We start from the raw sequence: 22,960 nt of genomic DNA, 5'->3' as shown, positions 1-22,960 counted from the left end.
AAGAATATCGGTTGCTGTGATCAGGGTGACCGGCTGCCTATGAAGCCAGCTTCTGGAAATCGGCGAAGACGTTTTGCCATTCCGCTTCATCCATTTCAATAAAGCCCAGGCTCCGCAGGAAAAACGCCCCTTCCGCCGCAAAAATCGCGGTACGGGCCCGGCGCCCCGCATCCGAATCAGGCGTGCAGTCATGGAACCAGCCCGCATACCACGCCCGCATGCGCTGCAGGTAGCGGGGTGACTGAAGCAGGGTGACAAGCATGCCGACCATCCGCGCATGCCCGGCCGCGTCATACTGGCCACAGGCCGCGACATAGGCCGCCACACGCCCGGCAATCGTCGGGCTAGCACCGGCGTTGCGGGCCACCTGCGCATCGAATCCCGCGATCCAGCGGTCAATCAGGGCGGTAACCAGGTCATCCTTGCTGCCAAAGCAGTACTGCAGGCCACCCTTGGTAATGCCGGCTTCCTTTGCCACGGCGTCCAGCGTCAGAGCGGCGGCGCCCCTGCGCTGGACAAGCTGTTCGGCACAGTCCAGCACATTGTCGCGGTCTATGGTCCTGGGGCGCGCCATGCGGTACCTCGGCAGTTTCATTCCATCTGGATGGAATTAAACCACCTGCGGGCGGATCGTGCAACCCCACGGGCATGCCCCGGGCGCTGCTTGACGGCGCGGGCGATACTGTTACGCTATGTCAACCATAGGGTCGGAAGACATCATTCCCCCGCTTCTGCCCGAAGGGTTGCTTCATGCATGTCCGTGGTTTTTTCGGCGTCGTGTCATTGATATGCATCGGCATCGTCTTCTCCACGGAGCGCAGGCACATCAGCGCGCGCGTCATCGTTCCGTGCCTGCTGCTTCAGGCGGGCATCGGGGTTCTCGTGCTGCGTGTACCTGCGGGGCAGGCCGCGTTGCGGGCAGTGGCGGACATGGTGACCGGCATCCTGTCCTATGGCAGCGCAGGATCACGTTTCCTGTTCGGCGCGCTTGCCGGCCCCCGCATGGCGGCGGTCTTTCCCGACGCGCCCTATGTCTTTGCCTTTCAGGTCCTGCCTTCGCTTGTCTATGTCAGTGCGCTGATTGCCGTTCTGTACCATTTCGGGATCATGCAGGCCTTCGCACGGGTGCTGGGGCGTGGGGTGCAGGGGCTGCTCGGCACGTCACCCGTTGAGTCCTTTGGCGCGATCATCACCATCTTCGTGGGGCAGAGCGAACTGCCGGTAGCGCTCGGCCCCTATCTGGCCACCATGAGCGGGACGGAACTGTTCAGCGCCATGTGCAGCGGCACGGCCTCCATCTCCGGCGCGACCCTTATCGGCTATTTCGGGCTTGGCATCCCGGCGGAATATCTTGTTGCCGCTTCCTTCATGGCCATTCCGGGCGGGTTGCTGTTTGGCAAGCTGCTGGAGCCCCGCCTGCCGGATGGCCCGGTCAGCCCGGTCAATGCGGCAGGCCGCGCCCGTCATCGCGCCTTTTTCGAAGCCCTGATGGAAGGCGCACTGAAGGGGACGCATACCGCCGTGGCGGTGGCGGCCATGCTTGTCGCCTGTATCGGGTTGATTGCGCTGGTCAACGGGGGACTGCAGGCGGCGGGGAGCCATGTCGGCCTGCCTGCGCTGTCACTGGAATACCTGATGGGATTTATGTTCGCTCCCCTCGCCTGGCTGCTGGGCGTGCCCGGGCCGGAATGTGGCATGGTCGGGTCGGTACTGGGGCTGAAGGTGGTGCTGAACGAATTCGTAGCCTACATGCGCCTCGGGCCGGACATACAGGCGGGGCGGCTGTCGCAGCGGGCGGCGGCAATCGCGTCCTTTGCCCTGTGCGGGTTCGCCAACCTCAGTTCGCTGGGGCTGCTTGTTGCGGCCTTTGGCAGCCAGTGCCCCGACCGGCGGGAAGAAGTCGCCCGCAAAAGCGCGCGCGCCGTGCTGGCGGGCATGCTGTCCAACCTGATGAGCGCCGCCATTGCGGGCATCATCATTCCATAGGCAAAGCTGGCGGCCCCCATGCCGGCCCGCCGGTTTGCCGCGCGGTGGCATGGCGACGGTTTTCGGGAACAGTACACGCCGGTCATGCTCCGATCCGTCAGGGCTGGCGTGCCGTTTCATGCACCCGCGCTGAAAGTGGCATCGGCCCTGATTACAGCCCGGAGCAGCACGTCCGCGCCAGCGGTCGCATCGTGTTCGGTAATGCTTTCGGCCTCGTTATGGCTCAGGCCATCCCTGCATGGCACGAAAATCATGGCCGTAGGCGCGACACGCGCCATGTAGGCGGCGTCATGCCCCGGCCCGGATACGATGCGCCGGGCGTCATGGCCGCTTTCCGCCGCGGCCACCTCCACCATGCGGATGCAGTCGGGGTCGAAATGCACGGCGGGCGCATCCCATACCTTAACGATTTCAAATTCCACGTTACTGCGCCGGGCGATTTCGGGTAGCTGGCCGTACAGTTCCGCTTCCATCCGTTCCACCACCGCATCGTCGGGATCACGGATATCGATGGTGAAAAACACCTCGCCCGGTACCACGTTGCTGCTGTTGGGGTGGCTTTCAATCAGCCCCACTGTGCCAACGGCGGTCGGCGCGTGCCTGCACGCGACCTGGCTTACGGCCTCGATCATCCGTGCGGCTCCAAGCAGCGCATCATGGCGCAGGGGCATGGGGGTGGAACCGGCATGGGCGTCCCTGCCCCTTACCGTAACCTCGTACCACCGTGCGCCCTGCACGCCGGTTACGATGCCGATGGTCCTGCTCTCGGCCTCAAGGATCGGTCCCTGCTCGATATGCAGTTCGAAATAGGCCGTGACCGGGTGCTGGCCACACGGCTCGTCGCCCCGGTAGCCAATGGCCTCCAGTTCATCACCAAAGCGGATGCCCGCGCGGTCACGCTTGTCCAGTACCGCCTGCTCGGCAAACACACCGGCAAACACGCCGGAGCACATCATGGGGGGTGTGAAGCGGGCACCTTCCTCGTTCGTCCAGTTGATCACCTCGATCGGGTGGCGGGTCACGTAACCCGCGCGGTTCAGCGCGCGCAGCACGGACAGGCCGGCCATAACCCCAAGAATGCCATCATATCTGCCACCCGTCGGCTGTGTATCGAGATGGCTGCCAATGGTGATGGGTGGCAGACTGTCATCCTGCCCCGGACGGCGGGCGAACTGGTTGCCCATGGAATCATGCGTAACCGTGCAGCCAAGGGCCCTGCAGGTACGTGCAAACCAGTCGCGCACCTGCCTGTCTTCCGCCGTCAGGGTCAGGCGGCGCACGCCCCCCTTCGGGGTTCCGCCATACCGGGCGGTTTCCATCAGGTCCGACCACAGGGCCTGTCCATCAATGCCCATGTTGCTGCCATGCGGGGCGGGATCTTGCTGTGTCATGGGCTTCCTTCCATGCCGGACCGGCATCCATGCGCCATCCGCCAGCCGGTTGCGTGGCAGCATGTCGATGCGGATGAGTTGACCTTCCTCCCGCCATCATGCACGCATTTATGTCCATACGGGATTTAGGTCAGGCGGACACGGGCGCATGAACCGCACGGGCATGCGTGAACGGTGGACAGGCATCGGTAAGATTACGGGCGATTTCGCTATTGGCAAGGCGACCGGGCACCATATCAGGACCACGCGGCATGACGGCTCCAGCCCTTCGTGCGGCTGCCAGCATATGGGAACCCGACAACCGGTCGCAATGTTTTTTCTGGCTGTCTGGTCAGGCTTGTCTTGCAGGTCCATGCCGGTTCCCTCCCCTGATGGCACGAACCCCGCACAGCGGAGCGTTCAGGCCTTTGCATCCCGCTTGCCTGTCAGAAACAGGGCACGGCCATTGCCGAAACTCCGATGTGCATCACCATTTTCCACTCCGGACACCATAAGGGGCCGGACAGCACGAGCCCGACGCGGGCCCGCAGCCGTCCCGGCCAGTATCCGGTAGAAGGCGGCCATCCGGTCTTTGCCACGCGGGCGGGAGCGATACGGTCATGCAACTGGCCCCATCCCTCCCTGGCATGTCTCCCCCCGGCCGGATGGGCACACGGAATGCGGACCTGCCCGCGCAACGCCGGGCGTGGGATATGCGCGGGTGATTCCCACCACCACCGGCAGCGTGACCGGACCGGAACGGCGCGCCACTGGCGCGAAAGAAGAATTTCAGGAACGTGGCCTGACCACCTTGTCCAGCCCGTTTCCATCCGCCATGAGCCGTGACAGCACGACATGGCCGCCCACCGCGCAGGCAAAACCGACAAACCATGAAAGATTGCGCACCGGTGCGAATACGGGGCCGAAAACCAGCACCAGCCCGCACAGCACGGACAGCAGCAGCGCCACCATGGCAATGACATTGATCCCGCCGCTGTACCAGTAGGCTGCCCGCGGGTCCGCCGTATACAGGGCCGCCATATCCATGCGCCCCCTGCGCACGATATAGTAATCCGCCAGCAGCACACCCGTCAGCGGCCCGATGAACGTGCCCAGCATGTCCAGCGTCAGATGGATCACGTCCGGCCGGGCATACAGGTTCCATGGCATGACCACGATCGCGCCCGCCGCCGCGATCAGTCCCCCCCTGCGCCAGTTGATGACATGCGGCGCGATGTTGGAAAAATCAAACGCCGCCGAGACGAAGTTCGCCGCGATATTGATCCCCGCCGTGGCGGTGACAAAGGTCAGCACCCCCAGGGCTACCGCCGTCGGACTGTCGATCTGGGCCACCACTTCCACAGGGTCCACCATCAGCCGGCCGAACACGGGCCGCGTCAGCACGATGGTGACAAGCGTCAGCACCGAAAACCCCATGAAGTTGACCGGCAGCCCCCAGAAGTTGCCGCGCCGGATATCCCGCATGCTGACACCGTAACGCGAAAAATCCCCGAAATTCAGGGCAATGGGGGAAAAATAGGCCACGATCAGCGCAGTGGCGTTGATGATGCCCAGTATGCGCCACCCCATGCCCCGGGCAGCAGGGGCAAGCACGTCCAGCGGGATATGCCCGTCTCCCCGCCACAGCAGCCACCCGTCCAGCGCGATCATGGCCACATAGATCACGGGACCGGCCCAGTCGACAAAGCGCCGGATCGTTTCCATTCCGCGCCAGAATACCGCGCCCTGCACCGCCCACAGCAACACGAAGCACCCCCATCCCAGCATGGACAGTCCCAGCAGGCCGTGCAGCCGCACATCCGCCCACGGTGCAAGCCCCGGCCACTGCCGCAACAGCAGGATCACGACCGCGTTGGAGGCAAGCCATGTCTGGATCCCGTACCAGCCCAGCGCGATGATGCCGCGCACCAGTGCGGGAATGATCGCGCCCCGCACCCCGAAGGCCATGCGCGCCATGACGGGATAGGGCGCGCCGGATTCAAAGCTGGGCCGGGCCACCAGATTGCATATGGCCTGTATGATCACGATACCTGCCACCAGGGCAATGAATATGTCACCCGCCGGCAGGCCCAGCGTGAACAGGGTGCCTGCGGTGATGTAGCCCCCTATGCTGTGTACGTTGGACATCCATAACGAGACGTAGTCGAACCACCTCCAGCTTCGCGCGCGCACCGGCGCCAGGTCCGCGTTTACCAGATGGCCGTCCATGTGATGCGCCGTGTCCGGCATGGCTATTCCCTTTGTCGAGACCATTCCGGTCAGGACATGATCCTGAGCGTAAAGTCAGGATGACAATACGATTCCGATATGGAATGGCAAGACCGTTTCAGGTGCGTGCCCCGGCAGCAGGTAAAGCCGGTCATGCTCCATGCAGAAGGCGGCACGCCAGCAATCCCCCCACGCCCGATCCGGGCGTTACAGCCGCGACAGGCGCTCGACAATCAGGTCATATACCCCTTCAGCATCCACCTCACGCATGAACAGGGCATTCTTTTTCCGCTCACTGACGCCCCACCAGTCAACCACGCTCATGCCCATCGTAAGCGGGCTGCCGGTTTCAATTTCCACATTGACCTGCCGCCCACGGTACAGGTCTGGCTTCAGCAGCCATATCACCGTGTTGGGGTCATGCAGGGGGCCACCATCGGTGCCGTATTTCGTGGCCTCGAAGCGTTTTTCAAACCGCAGCCATGATGCCACCACGGGGCCGACACGGTTCGGAATACGCTCGATCCGCGCCAGGCGTGCGGCACTGGTATGAAGCTGATGGGTTACATCCAGCGGAAATACGACCAGTTTCACGCCGGATCCGAACACCATCGCTGCAGCATGGGGGTCGACATGAATATTGAACTCACCGGCGGGCGTGATGTTGCCCACTTCGGAAAACGCGCAGCCCATCATCACGATCTGGCCGATCCGCGTGCGCAGGGCCGGTTCACGCGCCAGTGCCAGGGCAATATTGGTCAGTGGCCCGATGGTGCACAGCGTGACCGAACCGGGCGCGTTATCCATGACGCTACGAATGATGAAATCAACCGCGTGCCCCGGCGTGGCGGCCCGGCTGGGAGGCGGCAGGTCCACCCCTTCAAGGCCCGTGCGGCCATGCACGTGGGTTGCGTTAATGGCGGGGCGAAGCAGGGGGCGGTCGGCACCGGCATGGACGGGTATGTTCGTCCGGCCGACCAGATCAAGGGTCCTGAGCGCGTTCGCGGTCGTCTGCGCCACCGATACATTGCCCGCGACCGTGGTCACGCCCAGCAGTTCGATCTCGGGGCTGGCAAGGGCCAGCAGAATGGTCAGCGCATCATCCTGCCCCGGATCCGTATCGATAATGATCTTCATGCATGCTCCATGGAAAAAATGGCCGGCCACCCTTGCGGCCGCCACGTATCACACCCGATTAGACCATCCGTACGGGAAAAAGGCGATACAGCCGGACGGGAACCGACCACCCTTGCCTTCAGGCACGACAAGACCGGAACCAGCATGAATATCCCGCCCCTGACCACGCGCGCGGCACGTGTCTGCCTTGCCGGGGATACGGTCTTCCGCCCCGATGCCGGGGAACGGTTCGGGCCATGAAGGCCATCTGCACCGGCGCCTGCCCGGATAACGCGGCAGGACTGGCCGTGACGCGCGCATGGACCTGCATGCCCCAAATGGAACCAATCACCTGATTGCACCATGTCCTGTCTTGCCGTTAAGCTAAAGGAATGATGACCTGACCCATGCAGTTTGCGGAGTATCCATGCCAGAATGCACCATGACAGGCCGCCCGCGCCCAGTGCACCGCAGCGGAAGGCGGCTGTTTGCCCTGGGTGCGCTGGCCGGCACGCTCCTGACCGGCATGCCGGTGCATGCCCCGCGTGCCGCCGCCCCGAAGGGCATGGACAGGATCGAGACCGTGGTGGTCATCTTTGCCGAAAACCGCTCCTTCGATAACCTGTATAACGGTTTTCCGGGTGCTGACACGTTTGCTGGCAAACCGGACGCCCTTGCCGCCCAGCGTGACCGGGATGGCTCCATCCTGCGTGAACTGCCACCGGTATGGGGCGGGCTGACCGGCCGGGGCGTGCCGCATGCGGTCACGCAGGCCATGAGTGCGCACCTGCCCAACCAGCCTTTCCGCGTGGATGACCCGCAGGGGTTCAATGTGCCATCCACCACGCTGACCCGTGACCTGTGGCACCTCTTCTATGAAAACCAGATGCAGATTGATGGTGGCCGGAACGACATGTTCGTGGCCTGGGCGGATTCCGGCGCCATGCCCATGAGCTACTGGAACGGTTCAGGCATGCGCATGTGGGATATCGCACGCAGGTACACGCTTGCGGACCATTTCTTCATGGGGGCTTTTGGCGGGTCGTTCCTCAATCACCAGTGGCTGGCCTGCGCCTGCGCGCCCTATTATCCGCATGCCGATACCAGCCCCGCGCATCCGGTCATCGCCGCGGTGGATGCTTCGGGGAAGGCCCTGCTTGTTGCCCCCAACTCGCCACGTTCAGCGCTGGACGGCGTTCCGAAATTCGTGCGCGATGGCAACCTTGCGCCGGACTTTCACGCCGTCAATACGATGCAGCCCCCCTACCAGCCCAGCCAGAATCCACCCGCCGCGGGCCAGGACCCGCGTCTGGCCGACCCCGCCATTCCCACCACCCTGCCGCCACAGACCGAACCCACCATTGGTGACCGGTTGGGGGAGCGTCACGTGACATGGGCATGGTATTCGGGTGCATGGCAGGATGTGCTGGACCACGGCAATCATTATCCCGCGCCGGACTTCCAGTATCATCACCAGCCCTACAACTATTACCTCAACTTTGCGCCGGGCACGCCGGCACGGCAGGCGCATCTGCTTGACGGTGGCCTGGCCGGCGCACGGTTCATCGAGGCGATTGACCAGGGCAGGCTGCCACAGGTCTCGTTTTACAAGCCCCAGGGCAACCTGAATGAACATTCGGGTTATGCCGATATCCAGTCGGGCGACCGGCACATAGCCGACCTGGTCAGCCATCTGGAGAAAAGCCCCCAGTGGCCACACATGCTCGTGGTCGTGACATACGATGAAAATGGTGGCCTGTGGGACCACGTCGCCCCGCCCGCGGGGGACAGATGGGGGCCGGGTTCACGCATTCCCGCCATTATCATCTCCCCCTATGCCCGGCGCGGTTACGTGGATCATGCGGTGCAGGATACGACCTCGATCCTGAAATTCCTGACAGAACGTTTCCATCTGCGTCCACTTGCCGGGCTGAAGGTACGTGACCACGCCATAAAGGTGACCACCGGCAGACCGCTCGGTGACCTGACAGGCGCGCTGGACCTGTCTTCGGGCGGAAAATAATCCCGCACTGCATGCCATGATGCCGCACCATCCCGTTCCACGGGCCGTGCAGCGGTCCATGACGCCGGGTACGATGGAAAATTCGAAAGCACACAGGGGGCCGGCCGCGACATGAACCCTGTGGCCAGTGTCAGCCAGGTTCCGGTTCGTGCTCGATCGCCCGAAGTACTTCCGCGCCGCATTCGGTTACCTGACCACGCCAGACAACCGGGGATGACCGTCCCGCCCGCGTTCATGTGCCCGCATGCCCGTGCAACCCGGTACGGGGCCGGACGTTTAACGCTCTCCTGTTGAACAGGTGATGCATGCTTCCCCTCAGGCTTCCTGTCCCCCTCGCCGTCGTCGCCATTCCCGTGCGCAATGAGGCGCAGCGTATTGCCGCCTGCCTTCATGGCCTTGCCGCCCAGCACGATGCCCGCGTTGGCCATGTCGTGCTGCTGCTGAACAACTGCACCGATACGACGGGCGAAGTGGTCCGGACGCTGGCGGGGCGGCTGCCCTTTGGCCTGTCGCTGATCCAGCGCGCCTATCCCCCCGCCACGGCCCATGCGGGTACGGCGCGACGTGAAGCCATGGAAATCGCGGCCGAGATTGCAGGACCCGAAGGCATCGTAATCACGACCGATGCCGATGGCGTCGTTGCCCCCGACTGGCTGGCCAATACCCTTGCCGCTTTTGAGGAAGGGGCCGACGCCGTGTGTGGCCGCGCCGTGATCGACCCGGTCGAGGCCCGGCTGATCCCGCACCACCTGCATGAAGATGACCGGGCGGAAATCGGATATGCCATGCTGCTGGACCGTATTCATGACCTGGTGGACCCGGACCCGCACGATCCATGGCCACGCCATACGGAACATTCGGGCGCAAGCATTGCCGTAAGGGTCCCGGCATGGGAACGCGCGGGCGGCATGCCCGCCCTGCCCCTGGGTGAGGACCGGGGATTCCTGCAGGCCCTGCGCCAGGTGGATGCCGCCATCCGCCATGCGCCCGATGTGACGGTAAGCGTATCGGGGCGCATTGATGGTCGTGCGCGTGGCGGCATGGCCGACACAATGGCACGCCGTCTTGTCCGGCAGGACGAGATGCTGGATGAAAACCTTGAACCACCCATGATCTGCCTGCTCCGCGCGCAGGCCCGCGCGGCATTGCGCAGGCTGCGCGCCCTGCCACCCACGGGCCTGACATGGCGGCAGGATGTGGAAAGCCTGGCCCATCAGCTGAACATCCCCGCCAGCCGTGTCGACCTGCTGGCGCAGATGCCGTTTTTTGGCATGGCATGGAGCCATCTGGAAACCTGCAGCCCGGAACTCGGGCGCATACCAATCCGGCGCGCAGACCTGTCTTTCCACCACCGGCGCGCCAGACGGGTGGTACGCCAGCTGCTGGCAAGGCGTTCCGGCGCGCGCATGGCACCCGCGCATGCGGCACTGTCATCCGCTACGGGGCTGCGGCATCCGTAAGCACATCCACACGGTAGCGCAAATGCCGGCAGGTCTGGGTCACGCGTAATCCGGCGGCGATACACCGGGTCATGAAATGGCGGGCCGCCGTGTTGCCGGTGCTGGGCGTGTCGGTCGGGCCGGTCCAGTTGACCAGCACGATCAGGCCACCGGGCTGCCGTACCCGCAGGCAGTGGCGGGCAAGACGGCCAATATCCACCGGCGAGAGAAAATACAGCAGTTCCGAAATCACGATCAGGTCACAGGTTTCGGGTAGCAGGGCGGGAAACCCACCGGGCAGTTGCCCCCGGTGAAACGAAACCCCCGGCAGGCCCGCGCAGCGATGCCGCGCACGCAGCAGGGCAGCCTGCGCCACGTCCACCGCCAGAACATGGTCGGCCTGCCGCGCAAGCCGGGCGGTCATGACCCCGATTGAACATCCCAGCTCCAGCACAAAGCGGAAGTGACGCCCCGCCAGCACCGCCATCGTCTGGTTGTATTTGTCGCGCTCATATGCCCGCGTGCCCACGCCCCAGGGGTCGGCACGCTGCATGTGCAGGCGTTCGAACACGGCACGGGGCCAGGTTGCGCCGCTCATGACCGGATAAAGACCTCAAAATCGGTGATGATGACCGCCAGCAGCTCCGCAGGCAGGCTGAAACCATCCGGAGCATCGGTAATCAGGCCACCATACTGGCTGGCATGCAGCCCCACCGCCCGTGCCTTTGCCGCGCGATAGCGCGAGATGTCGAGCCGCAGCCCAACGGGGGGGCCGTGGTCAAGTTCCCTGTCAGCAGGGATCAGCCAGCCCCATACCGGATAGGCCCACAGCACAAGCCCGCAACGCTGGCGCAGGGCCATACCCATCTTCCATGTCGCTTCGTGGTCGCAATGCGGGTCCAGCCGCCATGGGGCAAAAACCGCGGTGCAACCATAATCTGTGGCCAGCGCCGCCAGTCGCGCCACGGCATGGTCAAAGTCCGGACCGTGATGCGGGGCTGCCGCATCGGGTAGGTCAAGAAAGACCACGCGCCCGGCGGGCAGGCCGAGACTGCCCGTGGCATCCAGCGCTTCCCTCTGCCGCTGCATGCGTAATCGCGCGGCCGGCCAGGCACGTGAATTGGGGTGGGAGGCCGTACCATCGGTCACGATCACGACCAGTGGCGGATTTCCAGCAGCACAGCAGGCGGCCACAAGGCCGCCGCAACCCAGGCTTTCATCATCCGGGTGCGGGGCAAGCACCATGACCGTCCCGCCCGCAACAGCAGATAGCGGGGCAACAGGCAGGGCGCGCAGGGCATCGTGCAGGCAGGCGGCCTTCATGGGGTGTCCTCCGGCTGGGGCAGGTTGCGCTGGATGAACCAGCAGGCGGCCTCGCACAATGTCTCGTCCGGGGCGGGCTGGCGCAGATAGGTGGCAAGATCCCGGATCACACGTTCGACCACGTTGCTCCTGACAAAAGCGGCCAGCCCCAGTCCGCGCTGGACCAGTTCGATGACATCCAGCCCCGCCCGCTCCACCGCCATCCGGGCCAGATTGACCGTGGCGGCAATATCCTGCGCCCCGTAGCGCTCATGCAGGCACGCGACCATGGCGGCCTTGCGGGTCCATAACAGCGCGGTTTCGGCCGCGATCAGCGCCATGCCCATGCGGGCCTGCTGGGCCGGACTGTCCGTGCGCCCCCGCCCGGCCAGCTGGTCGCGCAAAAGGGTGCCCAGCCGTTCGATCCCGCCCAGCGCCACGGCCATGCCGCGCCATGCCCCGGCTGAAAATTCGGGCTGGCGCACGTAATCCCCCGCCTGGCCGATCAGGCAGCCGGCAGGCAGCGTCGTGCCGCTGAAATCACACCGCCCCGTAACCGCCCCCCGCATGCCCGCCAGCCCACCGATGGAGGCATGGACGACATGGGCTCCATCCAGTGCCACCAGCAGCATGCGTGTCATGCCCTCCGGCGTGGCGGCCGTGACCAGGGCATGTGTGACGTGACCCACGCCGGATGCAAATGCCTTTTCACCCTGCAGCACGATGCCGTCCCCCGCGGGGGACATGCGCAGCGCAGGCGCGCCGTCCGTCACCCACACGCCCAGCAGCGCGCCATCCTGGATGGCGGTGGCGACGTGAACAAGCTGGCCCACCGTGCCATAACACGCGATCAGCCGGATGGCATTGACGTGCCCTTCCACAATGCGCCCGAGGGCAAGGCTGCCCTGCCCCACAAGCCGCAGGAGATGCAGCAGCCCCTGCGCGCCATCCGGCTCGGTGCCGAACCCGTGGCCACCCAGCGCGCAGGGCAACGCGGCCGACAGCGCGCCAAGCTGGCGCAGGCGCTCAAGCCCGTATGCGGGAAAGGCGGCGGGCGCATCATTGGCCGAGGCTTCTTCCTCCAGCTCCGCACGACAGGCTGCCAGGGCGTCGAAAGGAAAGGTCATGGATCAGGCCATCCGTGTCGGCAGGCGTGGAGATCAGGCGGACTGGGGCACGATGCCGATCATCTCATTCACTTCCGGTTCCCTGACGGGTGCAAATGTCATGATCTGGTCGGGCAGCGCCACACGTGCGGGCGGTATGGGATCGAGCTTCTGCGGCTGACCGGTCTGGAGCGCGCGCTCGATCGCGGCAAGGACGCGCACGTCACGCAGGCCCTCATCCCCATCGGGTTCCGGATCGTGACCATGGAGGATACAGTCGGAAAAATAGAAGATCTCGCCACCAAACTGCTCGACAGGGTCATGGCGGCGTGTTTCCTGCCGGCCATCAATGGTCGTGGTGTAGGTGATGCCAATGGTCGGGCCAAACGTATAGCACGGCGTTGCCATGACGCTGCCCCTGTCGCCCACAAGGGTAAGGTTCTCGACCGGGGCGCAGGCATAGCTGACCAGGAAATGTGCCAGCCTGCCCTCGGCAAAGCGGAGTATGACGGAAACCGTATCGTCAAAATCGAAATGTCTTCCCGGCGTGCGGCTGCCGGTTGCATGGACTTCAACCGGTTCCCGCGCAAAGAGATTACGCACCGCATTCAGGGGATAGGTTCCCATGTCCGGCACCGGACCGGACCAGTAACCGCCATGGCCCCGGTGGTTGGCCTCGGCAATGTTCTGCCCGAACGTGGAACTGAACGCCATGAGATGACCGAAATCACCATTGCGGCAGCGTGAGATCAGTTCCACCGTACCCGGTTCGCAATGCAGGCGGTAGGCGACCATGAGCCTGCCGCCGCCGCGTCGCTGCGCCTCGATCAGGGCCTCGCAGTCCGCCACACTGGTCGCCATGGGTTTTTCCAGCAGCAGGTGCAGCCCCGCCTCCAGTACCGGCACCCCGTAGCGCCGGTGCAGCGCGTTGGGGGTGGCAAGATAGACCGCATCGATATCGCCTGAACGGAGCAGTTCCGGCAGGTCATCATAATGATAGGCCGGAATACCGTATCGCGCAGCCAGCTTCCGCGCTTTTTGCGGATCACCCGTTACCAGCGCGGACAGGACCGAATTCGTTGCCCGCGCCATCCCGGGCATGAAGGCCTGCTGTGAGATCTGGCCAACGCCCACAACGGCATAACGGATTTTCGGGGTGTCGATCGTCTGGATCATCGCGCACTTCCGGACAGGTGCAGGGATGCCATGATGAACGTGAACCATCATCACGAGTTGCCATGACCGCAAACGGGACGTGCTGCACGATTATATCCCGGCCCAGGCAACCTGACGGACCGGGCGTACGTTCACGCGCCGGACACCGCGCGCATCCACCCCGGAGGACAGCCCGGCAACCACCAGCCACCAGCACAACACAAAGCGCGGGAGAAACCGGGTATGGAGGAAAAAACCGACAGCACGCCCCCGCCTGCGGCAGCGCATGCCGTACCGGCGTGGCGCCCCTTCATCTATGCCATTCATGCAGCGTCCATTGCCCGGCGCGGGGATCCCGAACGCCTGTTCGGCCTGTGTCATGACCTTGGCTTCAGCACCATCCTGCTCAGCGGGGTCTTTTCCAGCGGGGAGGACACGTTTCTTGTCTCGTCCCATCATCATGCCAGCGCCACGCTGGCATGGGCGTCACTCCTGCCTGACAGCCTGCGCAGGCTGGTGGACGCGGCGTGCCGCCACGGTCTGGGCATCATGCTCGACCTGCCGCTGGACCGCATTGCGCGCGATGGCGTGCTTGCGGCCCGCAAACCGCACTGGTGCCTGCCCGATGGGGGCGAAAGACTGGCCGCAAGACTGAACTATCACGACCATGGCGCGGAAATCCTTGCTTACTGGAGGGATGTCACCGCCATGCTGCTGGATGCCGGCATAGCGGGCCTGCGTTGTGATGCACCCCAGCGCCTGCCCCCCGCCTGCCTGCAGGGCATCATCCATGACACCCGGCTGATCCGCCCCGATTGCAGGTGGATCGGATGGACCGCCGGGCTGGACCATGCCGGCATGCTGGCCGTTGCCGCCACCGGCGTGGACATGGTTACCTCATCCATCGCGTGGTGGGACCGCCATTCGGACTGGCTGCTGGCGGAACGGCAGGACCTGCCCGCCGGTACCGGGCTTCTGGCCTGCCCTGTTCCCCTTCCCGGCCCGGCGGGCATGAATGAGGCCCGTGCCGTCATGGCCCTGCGCCTGGCTGCGGCCATGGGGGATGGCGTGCTCATACCGGCAGGATTTGAATGCGCGTCCGGTACTCCCGTTCCATCCGGTAGCGGGCCGGATGATCCGCGGTTTTACCCACCCACACCCCGGATGCAGACGGCACTCAGGCAGGCGCGTCGTCTCATCACGTCAGGCACGCCTTTTGCGCGTTCGGCACGGGACAGGCTGCTCGGGACAGACGGGGCGGCTACCGTCATAATCCGTGAGGGACAGGCCGGCAGGCGGCGTGCCAGCAGGCCGCGCCGTATGCCCCTGCGCCTGATCCTTGCAAACCCGTCGGTGCGGGAGGCCACGCAGGTCCGGCTGTCGGGCATGCTGGCCGGGTCGGGAACATCCTTTGCCTGTTTTCATGCCGTGGATGGCGCGCCGGATTACGTGTCCTCTCCCACGGGCGAAATCACGCTTGCCCCCGATGAGGTCCGCGTACTGCAGACCGGTCCAGGCACGCCCATATACCGCAATGCGCCCCCCGCCACGCAGGCGCTGCGTTTGCTGCCGCGTATCGTGATTGAATCCGTGACACCGTGCGTTGAATCCGGCCGTTTTCCCGCCAGGGCCATTGTGGGGGACAGCGTCGGGGTGGAAGCGGATATTTTCATGGATGGCCACGACCTGCTGCAAGCGCGTCTGCTCTGGCGCCCCGCAGGGGATACGGCATGGCGCAGCGCCCCCATGGCCCCCATCGGGAACAGCCGCTGGCGCAGCTACATGCCGCTGGACCGGATGGGAATGTGGGAGTTCACGATCGAGGCATGGGAGGACCATTTCGGCACCTACATCCGTGACCTGCGGCGCAGGCGGGACGCAGGCACGATGGAACAGGCCGACATTGCCGACGGGTGCCTGCTGCTGGCACAGGCCTGCACCACCATGACCACCGATGCAGGCCGCCCCCTGTCCAGCCTGCTGGAACGCATCAGCGCCACGACAGCGGATCACGCGGCCGATCTCCTGCTTTCCCCCCATGCGGCGGACATCATGGCGCGCGCGGACCCGCGCGCCGGCCAGACGGGCCTGCCGGCACCGCTGTCCATCATGGTGGACCGCGAGGCCGGGCGCTTTGGCAGCTGGTACGAACTTTTTCCCCGCTCTCTGGATGGCGCGGGGCGGCATGGCACGCTGCGTGATGTGATCGACCGCCTGCCCGCCATCCGGGCCATGGGCTTCAGTGTCCTTTACCTGCCGCCCATCCACCCCATCGGCCATGTCAACCGCAAGGGGCCGAACAACGCCCTGCATGCCGGCGCGGATGATCCCGGCAGCCCCTATGCGATCGGAAGTGCGGCGGGGGGCCATGACACCATTCACCCCGAACTGGGCACGATCGCGGATTTCCATGCCCTGGTTGAAACAGCGCAGGCACAGGGCATGGAACTGGCGCTGGACCTTGCCATCCAGTGCGCGCCGGACCACCCATGGGTGCGCACCCACCCTGAATGGTTTGCCCACCGGGCGGACGGGTCGATCCGGCATGCGGAAAACCCGCCAAAGAAATATGAAGATATCGTCAATCTGGATTTTTACGCCCCCGGCGCCATACCGGGATTATGGGAAGCGCTGCGCGATATCGTGCTGGCATGGGTTGGCCACGGGGTAAGGATTTTCCGCGTGGACAACCCGCACACCAAACCCCTGCCCTTCTGGGAATGGATGATGGACCAGGTACGGGCCCGCCATCCCGATGTCCTGTTCCTGGCAGAAGCCTTTACCACGCCCGGAATGATGTACCGGCTGGCAATGGCCGGTTTTTCCCAGTCCTATACCTATTTTACATGGCGTACGACAAAGGCGGAACTGACCGAATACATGACTGAACTGACCACGCCGCCGGTCAGCGATTTCTTCCGGCCCCATTTCTTTGTCAACACACCCGATATCAATCCCTTCTTTCTCCAGACATCCGGACGGGCGGGGCACCTGATCCGCGCGGCGCTGGCCTGCACGCTGTCGGGCCTGTGGGGCATGTATTCAGGCTTCGAACTGTGCGAGGCACGCGCCCTGCCGGGGCGGGAAGAATACCAGGATTCGGAAAAATACCAGATCCGGCAATGGGACTGGGCCCGTCCGGGCAACATCATTGCCGAGATCACGGCCCTGAACGCACTGCGCCAGCGCCACCCGGCCCTGCAAAGCCATATGGGCCTGCGGTTCTTCCGCGCCTTCAATGACCAGATCCTGTATTTCGGCAGGATGACCGACGGCATGACCGATGTCATCCTTGTCGCGGTCAGCCTGGACCCGATGAACGCGCAGGAGGCGGATTTTGAAATTCCCCTGTGGGAATGGAAACTTTCGGACAATGCCTCCCTTGTGTCCCATGACCTGCTGCGCGACCGGCACGAAACCTGGACCGGCAAGATACAGCACATGCGCCTTGATCCGGGCGAGATGCCGTTCACGATCTGGCAGGTCAGCCCGGCAGGAAAGACAACATGATGAAACGTGCTGCCAGCCAGCTGTCCAGCGACCCGCTATGGTACAAGGATGCTGTCATCTACCAGATCCATATCAAGTCCTTTTTTGATTCCAACAATGATGGCATCGGTGACTTCCGCGGCCTGACCGCCAGGCTGGACTATATTGCCGACCTGGGGGTCAATACGGTCTGGCTGCTGCCATTCTACCCATCGCCCCGGCGCGATGACGGCTATGACATATCAGCCTACCGGGAAGTACACCCCGACTACGGAACACTGGCCGATGTCCGCCATTTCGTGCAGGCAGCGCATGCGCGCAACATCCGCGTCATTACCGAACTGGTGATCAACCATACATCGGACCAGCATCCGTGGTTCCAGCGTGCAAGGCGGGCGAAGGCAGGATCGGTCGCGCGCAATTTCTATGTCTGGTCGGATACTGCCACCGAATATGCGCATACGCGTGTCATCTTCTGTGATGCCGAAACTTCGAACTGGACCTACGACCCCGTGGCGGGCGCATTTTACTGGCACAGGTTCTATGCCCACCAGCCGGACCTGAACTTTGACAACCCGCATGTGCTTGCCGCCATACTGGGGGTGATGTCCTTCTGGCTGGAACTGGGCATTGACGGGCTGCGGCTTGACGCCATTCCCTATCTGGTGGAACGCGAGGGCACGTCCAACGAGAACCTGCCCGAAACCCATGCCATACTGCGCCGCCTGCGCGCGGCGCTGGATGCGCGCTTTCCCAACCGCATGCTGCTGGCCGAAGCCAACCAGTGGCCGGAAGATACCAGCGAGTATTTCGGCAATGGCGACGAATGCCACATGGCCTTCCACTTCCCGCTCATGCCGCGCATGTACCTGGCCATGGCGCGTGAGGACCGCTTCCCCATTACCGACATCATGCGCCAGACGCCGGACATACCACCAGCCTGCCAGTGGGCCATCTTCCTGCGCAATCATGATGAACTGACACTGGAAATGGTGACCGACGCCGAGCGCGACGACATGTGGAACACCTATGCCACCGACCGGCGCGCGCGGCTCAACCTGGGGATAAGGCGCAGGCTGTCTCCCCTGCTGGAACGTGACCGCAGGCGTATCGAACTGCTGGACAGCCTGCTTCTGTCCATGCCCGGTACCCCGGTGCTGTACTATGGTGACGAGATCGGTATGGGGGACAACATCCAGCTGGGTGACCGCGATGGCGTGCGCACCCCCATGCAGTGGTCCCCCGACCGCAATGGCGGTTTTTCGCGCGCCGACCCCGAACGCCTCGTCCTACCGGTCATCATGGACCCGCTATACGGGTATGAGGCCGTCAATGCTGAAACCCAGCGCCGTGACCCCTATTCGCTGCTGAACTGGATGCGGCGCATGCTGGCGGTACGGGCGCGATCGCATGCTTTCGGGCGCGGCACGCTGACCTTCCTGACCCCCGGCAACCGCAGGGTGCTGGCCTATCTGCGACAGCATGGGGACGAGACCATTCTGTGTGTCGCAAACCTTGCACGCTCGGCACAGGCGGTGGAGCTGGACCTGTCTGTCTTTGCGGGGCGGGTACCGGTCGAGATGATTGCCCAGAGCGCCTTTCCCCCCATCGGTCAACTGCCCTATCTGCTCACGCTCCAGCCCTATGGCTTCATATGGTTCCGCCTGTGCACCCTGACCGAGAGCCCCACATGGCATATCCCCGCGCCCGAGCCGTTGCCCGAACTGCGCACGCTCGTACTGCGTCAGGGGATCAGGGATATCTTCACGCCGGCCGCGCGCGTGGTGATGGAAAAGGAAATCCTGCCAGCCTACCTGCCCGTGCGCCGCTGGGCCGCCGCGCGGGAGCAGGCCGTCAGTGCGGTGCGCGTCACCCTGGTCGCGCCACTGGGCACGCAGCTGCTGCTGACGGAAATCAGTGCGATGGTGGGGGACCAGCCCGCCTGTTACTTCCTGCCGCTTGGCATAATGTGGGAAAATGGAACACTGCCCGCCCTGCCGCAGCAGCTTGCGCTCTCCCACGTGCGGCACGGGCGCAGGATGGGCTACCTGACCGATGGCTTCGCCCTGCCCGAACTGGCGCGTGAGTTCATCACGGGACTGGCCAGCGCGACCCGGCTTGCAACCGATGATGGGGAGATCGTCTTTACCGCGTCACCTGCCTTTCACGCCCTGTCCATTCCGGCCGATGCCGCGATCCACTGGCTGTCCGCCGAGCAGAGCAACAGTTCACTGGTCATGGCCGACATGATCGTCATCAAGCTGCTGCGCCATCTGCATCCCGGCATCCACCCCGAGGCCGAGATGACCGCCTTCCTGACCCGCCATGGTGCGACGGGCATCGCGCCCTATCTGGGGGATGTCACGCATGTCGATGCCGCGGGCGTGCCGCATGTCCTGGCCATTGCGGAAGGGTTCATCCCCAACCAGGGTGATGCATGGAACTGGACCGTGAACGACCTGCGCGCCACCGCCACCGACCTGACACTGAGCAGCGATGAACCGGTAGATGGCCGTGCCGACCATATCGCCTTTTTCCACCGGCTGGGCCTGCGGCTGGGTGCCATGCACGCGATCCTGGCAAAGCCGGGGCCGGACGAGGCCTTCACCCCTGAAACCGCCGGCCCGGCGGTAGTGCAGGCATGGACCGGGCATATCCAGGCCGAAATCACGGCGGCGCTGGATATGGTGGAGCACGGCCACGCGCAGTCCCCCCAACCTGAAACACAGGCGCTGGCGGCGCGGCTGTGCGGCCAGCGTGACCTGCTGCTCCGCCAGGTCGAGACACTGGCGCAGCACGCACGGGGCACGCTCATGACCCGTATCCATGGTGATTTCCATCTGGGGCAGGTGCTGGTCGTGGAAAATGACGTGGTCATCATAGATTTCGAGGGACAGCCCATGGTCCCGCTGGCGGAACGCCGCCACCGCCACAGCCCGCTGCGCGATGTGGCGGGACTGCTGCGCTCGATTGCCTATGCGGTCGATACCGCGCGCCTGGGCGGGGGCGAGACCGGCAGCCATCCCGGCGCCGGGCAGTCCGCCGCGCGTGCCAGCGCGTACCTTGCCGCGTTTGAACACGAAGCGGGCAGCACCTTCCTTGCAGGATGGGCCGAGGGCATGGGCGATGCCATCACCGCGATTGGCACGGCGGATGCACGGGCGGCACTTCTCCAGCTTTTCCTTATGGAAAAGGCCGCCTATGAAATCCGTTACGAAGCGGCAAACCGCCCGGCATGGATCGTAACCCCCATGGCCGGGCTTGCGGCCCTTGCGGATATGAAAACCGGGCCTGATCCGGGCGGGCAGCCGTAACCATCCCCGTCCGGGCCGCCTGCCATCACGGCACAGGCATGCGGGCCGGGATTTTTTCCGCCAGCCTTCAGGCAAAGGGCACGCGACCGCGTGCCCCACACCGTGCGGGTCATGACACGGCAGGCACGCTGTCGGGCAGAAGTTCGAACAGCAGGAAGGAACGGTCGGCCATGGGATAGACTGCATTGGGCCGGAAGTGGCGGACATCATCCGCACTCCCGCCGTCTTCCACGCCGGTATCGACCAGAAGCGCCCAATGCTGGTCGGATACGGATGGCAGCGTGAAATCGACCCCATCGCTCCGTGCATTGAAGACCATGAGCAGCGTGGCATCGGCGCCCCGGCGGCGGATGCCGCTGGGCTGGGCACGACCGTCCAGCACCAGGCCGAAGCACTGCGCGCCGTCCCAGTCCTGCGGGGTCATTTCCATCCCGTCAGGCTGGATCCATGTCAGTTCCTTTATATCCAGTTCCTCGTTATAGGCTGCGGTCAGGAAACGCCCGCGGCGCAATATCGGCAGACGCCTGCGCAGCGCGTTCAGCCGTGTCACGAAGTTGACAAGGGCCTGCCCGCGCGCCCCGAAATCCCAGTTGATCCATGAAATTTCATTATCCTGGCAATAGGCGTTGTTGTTGCCGCCCTGCGTGCGGCCAAATTCATCACCCGCCAGCAGCATGGGCGTGCCCTGTGACATGAGCAGCGTCGCCAGCATGTTGCGGACCTGCCGCCCGCGCAGCTTCACGACTGCGGGATCCCCGCTCGGCCCCTCCACCCCGTAATTGCATGAGGCATTCTGTTCCGCCCCGTCCCGCCCGTCCTCCCCGTTCGCTTCGTTATGCTTTTCATCATAGGTCACGCAGTCTTCAAGCGTAAAACCGTCATGCGCGGTCAGGAAGTTGACGCAGGCCCATGGCTTGCGCCCCTGGTGATCAAACTGGTCGGGGCTGGCCAGAAGGCGCGGGGCAAGACCACCGGCCCCTTCCTTTCCCCGCCAGTAATTTCGCACCACATCACGGAAGCGGTCATTCCATTCCGCCCAGCCGGGCGGGAAGCCGCCGACCTGGTAGCCACCGGGGCCGCAGTCCCATGGTTCGGCAATCAGCTTGACGGTCTCCAGCGTCGGGTCCTGCGAGCAGGCTTTCAGGAAGCCGGACTGGTTATCGAACCCGTTGGGCTCGCGCGCCAGAATGGTGCCCAGGTCGAAGCGGAAGCCGTCCACGTGCATCTCCTCCGCCCAGTAGCGCAGGCTGTCGGTCACCATCTGGATCACACGGCGGTGCGACAGGTTGACCGTATTGCCCGTGCCCGTGTCATTGACGTAGTAGCGCGGCTGGTCCCTGAGCAGACGGTAATAGGAAACATTGTCGATGCCGCGGAACGAAAGCGTGGGTCCGCACTCGTTGCCTTCCGCCGTATGGTTGTAGACAACATCCAGAATGACCTCCAGCCCGGCCGCATGGATGGCGGAGACCATTTCCTTGAACTCCCGCAGGGATTCCGCGCGGTCGGCGGCATAGCGTGGATCGGGGGCGAAGAACCCGATCGTGTTGTAGCCCCAGTAATTGCTCAGGCCCTTTTCCAGCAGGTGCTGGTCATTGACAAAGCTGTGCACGGGCAGCAGTTCAAGCGATGTGGCGCCCAGCTTGCGGATGTAGTCCAGCACATCGCGCGTCGCCAGTCCCGCATAGGTGCCGCGCAGTGCTTCGGGCACATGCGGGTGCAGCCGGGTCAGTCCCTTGACATGGGCTTCGTACAGCACGGTCTGGTCCCATGGCAGCGGGTTGCGCCCGGACTGGCCATGCCAGTCGAAACCGGGGTCGATCACCACGCATTTGGGCATGAAACGCGCGCTGTCGCGGGTATCGAAGCTTAGATCCGCATCCGCATGGCCGATCGTGTAGCCAAACAGGGCCGGGTCCCATTGCAGGTCCCCCATATGGGCCCGGGCATAGGGATCAAGCAGCAGCTTGTTGGGGTTGAAGCGGTGGCCCGCATCGGGTTCGTACGGACCGTGCACCCGGTAGCCGTAAAACTGGCCGGGACCGATGTCGGGCACCCAGCCATGAAAGATCTGGTCGGTATATTCCGGCAGGGTGATCCGCTCGATTTCGGTCATGCCGTCACGGTCGAACAGGCAGACTTCCACCTTGTGCGCATGTGCTGAAAAAAGGGAGAAATTGACCCCTTCCCCATCCCATGTTGCTCCACGTGGATAGGGATGTCCTTCACGAAGGCGATCTTTGAGCATACGGGCCAAGGCATCATGTTCCCTGTCTGTGGGGCGGCATTCCCTTGTGCAACGCTGGCGGGGGTGAACGGTTTGGTCATGCGGCCCACGCCATGACAGGACAGGGCGGGGCGCTGGCATGTTGCGGGTGGCGTGCCATGCAACCCGCACCGCGCAGGGCCGTTGCAGCCACACCCGGTAGCG

The 22,960-nt window shown here is 64.2% G+C and carries 15 protein-coding genes; 5 read left to right on the top strand and 10 right to left on the bottom strand.

Annotated features, from left to right (window positions below; translation table 11 throughout):
• Positions 1-37: 37 nt before the first annotated feature.
• Positions 38-574, bottom strand: a complete 537-nt coding sequence (locus LDL32_RS02690) for a TetR/AcrR family transcriptional regulator (RefSeq protein WP_233064356.1) — start codon at positions 572-574, stop codon at positions 38-40.
• A 176-nt stretch (positions 575-750) separates the two neighbouring features.
• Between LDL32_RS02690 and LDL32_RS02685 the strand changes: the two genes are divergently transcribed.
• On the top strand, positions 751-1,986 hold the full coding sequence (locus LDL32_RS02685; RefSeq protein ID WP_233064355.1) for a NupC/NupG family nucleoside CNT transporter: 1,236 nt from the start codon (positions 751-753) through the stop codon (positions 1,984-1,986).
• Between the two features lie 116 nt (positions 1,987-2,102).
• Here the strand turns inward: LDL32_RS02685 and LDL32_RS02680 are convergent, their stop codons facing one another.
• From LDL32_RS02680 to LDL32_RS02670, 4 genes are all read right to left on the bottom strand, one after another.
• Positions 2,103-3,377: a M20 family metallo-hydrolase gene (locus tag LDL32_RS02680; RefSeq protein WP_233064353.1), complete on the bottom strand. Its 1,275-nt coding sequence runs from the start codon at positions 3,375-3,377 to the stop codon at positions 2,103-2,105.
• A gap of 130 nt (positions 3,378-3,507) precedes the next feature.
• Positions 3,508-3,630 carry a hypothetical protein gene (locus tag LDL32_RS17815; protein ID WP_255673771.1) on the bottom strand — a complete coding sequence of 41 codons (123 nt, stop codon included), beginning with the start codon at positions 3,628-3,630 and terminating at the stop codon, positions 3,508-3,510.
• Positions 3,631-4,145: 515 nt separating this feature from the next.
• Positions 4,146-5,606, bottom strand: coding sequence for an NCS1 family nucleobase:cation symporter-1 (locus tag LDL32_RS02675; protein ID WP_233064352.1), 1,461 nt, complete (start codon positions 5,604-5,606; stop codon positions 4,146-4,148).
• Positions 5,607-5,792: 186 nt separating this feature from the next.
• The gene (locus LDL32_RS02670) at positions 5,793-6,722 is read right to left on the bottom strand and encodes a nucleoside hydrolase (protein WP_233064351.1); all 930 of its coding nucleotides are present in this window, start codon (positions 6,720-6,722) and stop codon (positions 5,793-5,795) included.
• A gap of 505 nt (positions 6,723-7,227) precedes the next feature.
• Between LDL32_RS02670 and LDL32_RS02665 the strand changes: the two genes are divergently transcribed.
• Positions 7,228-8,724: an acid phosphatase gene (locus tag LDL32_RS02665; protein ID WP_233068672.1), complete on the top strand. Its 1,497-nt coding sequence runs from the start codon at positions 7,228-7,230 to the stop codon at positions 8,722-8,724.
• Positions 8,725-9,029: 305 nt separating this feature from the next.
• On the top strand, positions 9,030-10,184 hold the full coding sequence (locus LDL32_RS02660) for a glycosyltransferase family 2 protein (protein WP_233064350.1): 1,155 nt from the start codon (positions 9,030-9,032) through the stop codon (positions 10,182-10,184).
• Here the strand turns inward: LDL32_RS02660 and LDL32_RS02655 are convergent.
• Genes LDL32_RS02655 through LDL32_RS02640 form a run of 4 tightly spaced genes read right to left on the bottom strand, consistent with a single transcriptional unit; the run spans position 10,162 to position 13,747 of the window.
• Positions 10,162-10,761: a class I SAM-dependent methyltransferase gene (locus tag LDL32_RS02655; RefSeq protein ID WP_233064349.1), complete on the bottom strand. Its 600-nt coding sequence runs from the start codon at positions 10,759-10,761 to the stop codon at positions 10,162-10,164. The genes LDL32_RS02660 and LDL32_RS02655 overlap by 23 nt on opposite strands.
• Positions 10,758-11,486: a PIG-L deacetylase family protein gene (locus LDL32_RS02650; RefSeq protein WP_233064348.1), complete on the bottom strand. Its 729-nt coding sequence runs from the start codon at positions 11,484-11,486 to the stop codon at positions 10,758-10,760. Before LDL32_RS02650 ends, LDL32_RS02655 begins: the two co-directional genes overlap by 4 nt.
• Positions 11,483-12,592, bottom strand: coding sequence for an acyl-CoA dehydrogenase (locus LDL32_RS02645; RefSeq protein ID WP_233064347.1), 1,110 nt, complete (start codon positions 12,590-12,592; stop codon positions 11,483-11,485). Before LDL32_RS02645 ends, LDL32_RS02650 begins: the two co-directional genes overlap by 4 nt.
• A gap of 33 nt (positions 12,593-12,625) precedes the next feature.
• The gene (locus LDL32_RS02640) at positions 12,626-13,747 is read right to left on the bottom strand and encodes a Gfo/Idh/MocA family protein (RefSeq protein ID WP_233064345.1); all 1,122 of its coding nucleotides are present in this window, start codon (positions 13,745-13,747) and stop codon (positions 12,626-12,628) included.
• A 222-nt stretch (positions 13,748-13,969) separates the two neighbouring features.
• Between LDL32_RS02640 and LDL32_RS02635 the strand changes: the two genes are divergently transcribed.
• Positions 13,970-17,236, top strand: a complete 3,267-nt coding sequence (locus LDL32_RS02635; RefSeq protein WP_233064343.1) for a maltotransferase domain-containing protein — start codon at positions 13,970-13,972, stop codon at positions 17,234-17,236.
• Entirely contained in the window at positions 17,236-20,529 is a 3,294-nt protein-coding gene (treS, locus tag LDL32_RS02630) for a maltose alpha-D-glucosyltransferase (protein WP_233068670.1), read from the top strand. The genes LDL32_RS02635 and treS overlap by 1 nt, the downstream gene beginning before the upstream one ends.
• Before the next feature lie 109 nt (positions 20,530-20,638).
• On the opposite strand, the gene glgX is transcribed toward treS, so the two are convergent.
• On the bottom strand, positions 20,639-22,777 hold the full coding sequence (gene glgX, locus LDL32_RS02625; protein WP_233064341.1) for a glycogen debranching protein GlgX: 2,139 nt from the start codon (positions 22,775-22,777) through the stop codon (positions 20,639-20,641).
• Positions 22,778-22,960 lie beyond the last annotated feature (183 nt).

Source organism: Komagataeibacter sp. FNDCF1, assembly GCF_021295335.1.
GTDB lineage: Bacteria > Pseudomonadota > Alphaproteobacteria > Acetobacterales > Acetobacteraceae > Komagataeibacter.
Note: the sequence above shows the minus strand (reverse complement) of the source record. Positions and strands in the feature narration are given on the sequence as shown.

Bases quoted from the DNA above. Each gene is read 5' to 3' on its own strand.
- LDL32_RS02685 (WP_233064355.1), top strand. From the start codon at position 751: ATGCATGTCCGTGGTTTTTTCGGCGTCGTGTCATTGATATGCATCGGC.
- LDL32_RS02635 (WP_233064343.1), top strand. From the start codon at position 13,970: ATGGAGGAAAAAACCGACAGCACGCCCCCGCCTGCGGCAGCGCATGCC.
- treS (WP_233068670.1), top strand. From the start codon at position 17,236: ATGAAACGTGCTGCCAGCCAGCTGTCCAGCGACCCGCTATGGTACAAG.
- LDL32_RS02670 (WP_233064351.1), bottom strand. From the start codon at position 6,722: ATGAAGATCATTATCGATACGGATCCGGGGCAGGATGATGCGCTGACC.
- LDL32_RS02665 (WP_233068672.1), top strand. From the start codon at position 7,228: ATGCCGGTGCATGCCCCGCGTGCCGCCGCCCCGAAGGGCATGGACAGG.
- LDL32_RS02645 (WP_233064347.1), bottom strand. From the start codon at position 12,592: ATGACCTTTCCTTTCGACGCCCTGGCAGCCTGTCGTGCGGAGCTGGAG.
- LDL32_RS17815 (WP_255673771.1), bottom strand. From the start codon at position 3,630: ATGCCGCGTGGTCCTGATATGGTGCCCGGTCGCCTTGCCAATAGCGAA.
- LDL32_RS02680 (WP_233064353.1), bottom strand. From the start codon at position 3,377: ATGACACAGCAAGATCCCGCCCCGCATGGCAGCAACATGGGCATTGAT.
- LDL32_RS02650 (WP_233064348.1), bottom strand. From the start codon at position 11,486: ATGAAGGCCGCCTGCCTGCACGATGCCCTGCGCGCCCTGCCTGTTGCC.
- LDL32_RS02675 (WP_233064352.1), bottom strand. From the start codon at position 5,606: ATGCCGGACACGGCGCATCACATGGACGGCCATCTGGTAAACGCGGAC.
- LDL32_RS02640 (WP_233064345.1), bottom strand. From the start codon at position 13,747: ATGATCCAGACGATCGACACCCCGAAAATCCGTTATGCCGTTGTGGGC.
- glgX (WP_233064341.1), bottom strand. From the start codon at position 22,777: ATGCTCAAAGATCGCCTTCGTGAAGGACATCCCTATCCACGTGGAGCA.
- LDL32_RS02690 (WP_233064356.1), bottom strand. From the start codon at position 574: ATGGCGCGCCCCAGGACCATAGACCGCGACAATGTGCTGGACTGTGCC.
- LDL32_RS02660 (WP_233064350.1), top strand. From the start codon at position 9,030: ATGCTTCCCCTCAGGCTTCCTGTCCCCCTCGCCGTCGTCGCCATTCCC.
- LDL32_RS02655 (WP_233064349.1), bottom strand. From the start codon at position 10,761: ATGAGCGGCGCAACCTGGCCCCGTGCCGTGTTCGAACGCCTGCACATG.